This window comes from Protofrankia sp. Cr1 (assembly GCF_963555865.1).
Classification (GTDB): domain Bacteria; phylum Actinomycetota; class Actinomycetes; order Frankiales; family Frankiaceae; genus Protofrankia.
The window spans coordinates 1-5481 of record NZ_CAUVXO010000062.1 but is presented as its reverse complement, the minus strand read 5'-3'; the positions used below and the strand labels follow the sequence as shown (position 1 = coordinate 5481).

Here is a 5481-nt window from a genome sequence, read left to right as displayed (position 1 = left end):
GTCGTCGTCGTCGTCCGGATGGTGCTCGGGCCTACCGCCGTTCGGCGCGTCACCGAGCAACTCATCGAGATCATCGCTGATCATGCGCTGTCCGCGGGTCGGTCCGACCTCGGTTCCTCGGCTCCCCTGCGCACGCGCATCGAGGCCTCGTCCACCCGTTGACCGGCAGGCGGCGTGACCGCTGCTCGGGCCGCGCCCCCGTCCGGCGGGGCGTCCAGCACGGACTGCAGGATCTGCACGGCTGCCTCCTGATCCACAACTCCACGACGAGCCCGGGCGCGCATGCCACGTTCAGCCATCCGACGGTGGGCCACGACCGTGGTCATCCGTTCGTCGACCAGCCGAACCGGGACAGGGGTAACGCGTGCCGCAAGAAGATCGGCGTAGGCCCGAGCCTGGCGGGCCGCTGGCCCCTCGACCCCGGACAGCTGCGTCGGCAGACCCACGACGACCTCCACAGCCCGACGATCCCGAATAATAATTGCAAGCTCATCAAGATCGCGTTGCATTCGGGGATCGCGTCGCAACGTCGTCACCGGAAAAGCGATCCTTGCATCAGGATCGCTGGCGGCGACTCCCACCCGTACCGTGCCTACGTCCACACCGACGCGCACGCCCGTCCGGCGGGTCACCGGGCGCCCCCGCCCCTGTCCCCGGACGACCTCCCGGACCTCCCGGACCTCCCGGGCAAGCTAGCGGCGGTGCGCATCCGCGACGTCCGGCACGTCGGCTCGCCCGTCGGATGTCCCACCCGGTGCATCGTCGTCACCGGCGTCACCGGCGTCACCGGCGTCACCGTCGTCACCGGCGTCACCGGCGCCGATCCCGAGAGCCTGCCGAAGTTCATCCTCCCGCTCCGCCATGCCCTCCCGGACGTCCGCCACGAAATCCTGCACCGACTGCGCGAGGGAACCGGCCATGTGCGCCGGGGTGAGCGTGGACGCCGCGCGGGCGGCCCGCCGAACGGTGACCACGCCGACCGCCGCACCAAGGGCGATGTAGAACATCCGGGGCATTATGCACTCCTGCTCTCGGGCCCCGGAACCCCGGCGCCGGATGTCTGCAGCCCCGGTACCCCGACGCCGGCCGTGCCGGCGCGCCGTGCGGTCCGCCGGGACGTGCGGTCGGCCTTGATCTCCGCCGTGACCCGCGACTCGATGTCCGCGCGGCTCCGCTTGGCCGCCGCGCGCCGAACCCCGTAGGTGAACGCCGCGACCCGCACAACCGGACCACCGAGCGTGGCCGCGAACAGCGACGTGAGCGAGGAGATGTTCGTCGAGATCGACTGCACGTTCGCCGTGATGGCGTCGACCCGGTCCAGCTCCTTGTTCACATGGCTGAGGGCAAGGTTCACCTCGTCCACGGTCGCGCCCGCCTGCCGAACCCGCGCGGTGCCCTCGTCGATGACAAGCCCGGTCTGACGAACCCGCGCGGCCGCCTCGTCGAAGATCTTCCCAAGCTTGAACAACACGTAGCAGCCGAACAGGACGAGCACGGAGAACGCCCCCGCCGCGATCAGTCCCGCGATCGCACCACCGGACATGTGTGCTCCGCCTCCGCTGTCATGGGCCGTAGCCCAGCCATATCGTCATAATCAAGCACTATTGTCGTAATCCAGTAATATCGGCGTAACCCAACAGTACCGGCGCCCGGACGCGGTACCCGACAGCATCGGGGCACCGGCTCACGGCCATCCGGTGGATGTTCATCCATTACCGGCCGTACCACCGACGTCCGCCAGAACCGCCAGAGCCTCCCTGGTGGGCTCCTGCCGTGGTCACGGTCGGTGGACCGGCCGGGAACGCCCGAGGCTGGGGCGTTCCTGGAGCGACCCTACCGAGCGCGACCAGCTTCGTGGCCACTCGCCCCTGACGGCTCGTCCACATCGCCGTGGGCGGCGGCCGGATGACCGGCGCCTCGCAGGGTGGCACGCAGGAACGCCAGCCGCTGCGAGGCACGCGATTCGAACCCGTTCCCGCTCGGCTGGTAGTAGTCGCGAGCCACCAACGAGTCGGGCGCATACTGCTGGCCGACCACGCCACCGGGGTGGTCGTGGGGATACCGGTAGCCCCCGCCATGGCCCAGCCGACCCGCGCCCGGGTAGTGCCCGTCGCGAAGATGGACGGGCACCGGGCCGGCACGCCCCGCCCGGACATCGGCTACAGCCGCGTCGACGGCCCGGATGACAGCGTTGGACTTCGGTGCCAGCGCGAGATGGATCACGGCCTGGGCCAGCGCAAGCCGTGCCTCGGGCAGACCCACCGTCTCCAGGGCCGCCGCCGCGGCCACCGCCACGCCCAGTGCGCCGGGCTCAGCCAGTCCCACGTCCTCACTGGCCAAGATGATCAACCTGCGGGCGATGAAACGAGGGTCCTCCCCCGCTTCCAGCATCCGGGCCAGGTAGTGCAGGGCTGCGTCGACATCCCCGCCACGGATGGACTTGATGAACGCGCTCGCCACGTCATAGTGCTGGTCACCAGCCCGGTCGTAGCTGACCGCGGCCCTGTTCACCGCTTGCTCGACAGTTGCGAGGTCGACGCGGGCGGGGGCATCCGCCCCGCGAGCCCCCAGCGCCCCCAGCGCGGCGTCGCCGGCGGCCTGCAGCGCGGTCAGGACACGTCGGGCGTCGCCGCCGGCCAGGCGCAGCAGGTGATCGACCGCGTCATCGTCCAACGCGAGTCGGCCACCATAACCACGAGGGTCGGCGAGCGCCCGGTTAATCAGGATGAGGAGATCGCCGTCGGTGAGCGGCTCCAGCGTGAGCAGTAGCGACCGGGACAGCAGCGGTGCCACCACCGCGAAGAACGGATTCTCGGTGGTGGCGGCGACCAGCGTGACCAAGCCGTTCTCCACCGCGGGCAACAGTGCATCCTGCTGGGTCCTGGTGAAACGGTGGACCTCGTCGATGAACAGCACCGTCCGCACACCGGACATCGCCAGCGCGTCACGCGCCTCGTCGATCGCCGCCCGCACATCCTTCACCCCGGCCGTGACCGCCGACAACTCACGGAACCGGCGCCCACCGGAACCCGCAATGACGTGGGCCAGGGTTGTCTTGCCGGTACCCGGCGGCCCCCACAGCAGGACCGAGGTCGTACCGCCGCCCTCGGCCAGGCGCCGCAGCGGGCTGCCCGGCCCGAGCAGGTGACGTTGCCCGACGACATCATCGAGGGTGCGGGGGCGCAGCCGGGCCGCGAGCGGACCCGACGTCGCGAGGGCCTGCTCGAGCCCGCCATCGAACAGGTTCACCCGCCTACCGTATGACCGCCCGCGCGGATGTCGTGCTGCCGGCTGTGCCGGAGCCGCGCTCCCACAGTCGCGTTCTCACAGTCGCGTGACGCGGTCACGGCGGTGTCCCCGCCGCCCGGCGTCGCCTGTCCGGCCGAACACGTCCACCGGCGGGCCTTCCACTGAGGGTGACAGCGGGCCTCCCGCCAAGGGTGCAGCCTGGCCGTGGACCGCGGCCGCACGAGTGAAGACGTCCGTCTCGCTGACCCCGCCCAGGGCCGAGAAGATGACTATCGCCAGGATGGAGAAGGCCAGGACGCACACGGCGAGGCTCAACGTGATCGGGTCGACGCCATCACCGGGCTGCGTCACCCCGGACGTGACGGCGACCCGGGTGGCGGCCATGCCCGTGTAGTGCATGCCGCAGACGGCTGCCGCCATCACCACCGACGCGGCCAACACGTGGTTGCGGCTACGTACCCGAAAGGCGATCCACAGCGCGGCCAGTGCCGCAACCACGGCTATCGCAACCGAGAGCGCGACGAGCGTCGGGTCGTAGGTGACGGTGCTGCCGGTCCGCATCGCGGCCATGCCCGTGTAGTGCATCGCCGCGACACCGAGACCGGCGATGAGCCCGCCGAAACCCAGTCGAGCCACGCTGCGGGGATTCGTTGCGACGACCATCAGGCCGATTCCCGACACCGCCACCGCGATGACGAGGGAAAACGCGGTCAGGCCCAGGTCGTAGGTGATGTCCATCCCCTCGACGTGATACGCGACCATGCCCATGAAGTGCATCGCCCAGATTGCGCCGCCGCCGAGAGACAAGGCGGCGGACGCGACCCAGCGTCGCCGCACGGCGGCCCCGCTCCCGGGAATGCGTAACGCGCTCACCAGTGCGGCAAACGAACCCATCAGCGCCAGACCGACGGACACGCAGACGAACAGCAGGTCGTAGTCGGCCGTGTGATGCGCTGCCGCCGCAAGACCCATGAGATTCTCCCAACTGATGCCAAAAATGCCTCGTTTGTCTCGTTTTTAGCACACCTAGGTATGAAACTGGTCGTGCCGAAGCGTGCCGGCCGGTGGATACCCGGTCGACGGGACGGAGCCGTAACGGTTCCGGTGGCCTTCATCGATACTTACCGACCGGCCGGCAATCCCCTGACCTGCGGCCGGCAATAGGGGCGGGCGCTCCAGGTGGTCAGCAGTCCCAAGTGATCGTGTAGTGACGGACGAGGCCGTCGAGCTCCGGCGAAATCTCCATGATTATCTGGCATACCCGATCGACCGCACGTGGCGCGAGCGCATTGTAGATCTCGCCGAAAACCTGATGTGCCTCACCGCGCGGCCAGCGCGCCGGCAGCAGGTCCAGCGGCAGGTCGGGATCAAGACTTGGGAACCGTCGCCACGCGTCCATCACGGCGGTACGGGCAACCAGCGACTCGGACGGGCCCACCTCGCCCAGTCTGATCCGCCCCAGCAGGGGCGTATGGACGACAATGAACTCCTCATAGCGGGACCGCAGGTCGCGCAGATCCCACGCCTCGATCGGCGACCGGGGGCCGATGATCCCGGTTTCGGCGGTGGCCGTCATGATGGTCGCCTGGGAAACGTCGAGTTCCGCGAACATTCGGAAGGCCGCATCCGCGACCGACCGGGGCGTCACCCACATGCCGTCATACAATGGGGCGAAACCCAGCCAACGCAGTTTGTTCCGGACGGCATGGCGCACATCACGCTGCTCTTCCGGAATGGAGAAGGCGGCCACCGTCCAGTGGCCGTCCCAGGGCGTGTGGCACTGCCCGAACGACAGAATGCGCCCGGCACCCTCCCGCAGGGCGTCGGCTGCCTGGCCGGTCAGGCCGTAGTACGTGTTGCGGCCGATCCGCGAGGAATCCAGCAGACCTCGCCGGGCGAGTCGGCTCAGTGCGGCACGCGCGCCAACTGTGGAGATACCGAAGTCCGCCAGCAGATGGACAAGGGCCGCGGACGGTATGTGCTCCTTACGTCCGTTCCAGTAGTCGCCGAGAAGCGTCGTGAGGAGGCGCTGCGGTTGGACGCCGCTCTGCAGGCGAGGTAGGTCGACTTCTGACGAGCGGTCGCGGGTGACGACGGACACGGATGTTGTCACGAAAGATGATTTTACGAGCATGTCCACACCGGTCCCAACGGCTCCGCCGAGACCACCTGCCGGCATTCGCCTGCCCACCGACGTCCATCCATCCGTCGACGCCTGTTCGCCCGTCGACG

Annotated in this window: 6 protein-coding genes; all 6 read right to left on the bottom strand. The window is 69.1% G+C overall.

Annotated features, from left to right (window positions below; genetic code table 11):
* Nucleotides 1-80 precede the first annotated feature (80 nt).
* Nucleotides 81-581, bottom strand: a complete 501-nt coding sequence (gene ruvX, locus U9980_RS08115; RefSeq protein ID WP_416210194.1) for a Holliday junction resolvase RuvX — start codon at nucleotides 579-581, stop codon at nucleotides 81-83.
* Nucleotides 582-692: 111 nt separating this feature from the next.
* Nucleotides 693-1016 carry a hypothetical protein gene (locus U9980_RS08110; RefSeq protein WP_322767373.1) on the bottom strand — a complete coding sequence of 108 codons (324 nt, stop codon included), beginning with the start codon at nucleotides 1014-1016 and terminating at the stop codon, nucleotides 693-695.
* Complete coding sequence (locus U9980_RS08105; protein WP_322747545.1) at nucleotides 1016-1543, bottom strand: DUF948 domain-containing protein; 528 nt, start codon at nucleotides 1541-1543, stop codon at nucleotides 1016-1018. Before U9980_RS08105 ends, U9980_RS08110 begins: the two co-directional genes overlap by 1 nt.
* 290 nt (nucleotides 1544-1833) lie before the next feature.
* Nucleotides 1834-3249 carry a replication-associated recombination protein A gene (locus U9980_RS08100; protein ID WP_322767372.1) on the bottom strand — a complete coding sequence of 472 codons (1416 nt, stop codon included), beginning with the start codon at nucleotides 3247-3249 and terminating at the stop codon, nucleotides 1834-1836.
* A 75-nt stretch (nucleotides 3250-3324) separates the two neighbouring features.
* Nucleotides 3325-4221: an MHYT domain-containing protein gene (locus U9980_RS08095; protein ID WP_322767371.1), complete on the bottom strand. Its 897-nt coding sequence runs from the start codon at nucleotides 4219-4221 to the stop codon at nucleotides 3325-3327.
* Between the two features lie 211 nt (nucleotides 4222-4432).
* Complete coding sequence (locus U9980_RS08090) at nucleotides 4433-5383, bottom strand: PaaX family transcriptional regulator C-terminal domain-containing protein (protein WP_322767382.1); 951 nt, start codon at nucleotides 5381-5383, stop codon at nucleotides 4433-4435.
* Between the last annotated feature and the right edge of the window lie 98 nt (nucleotides 5384-5481).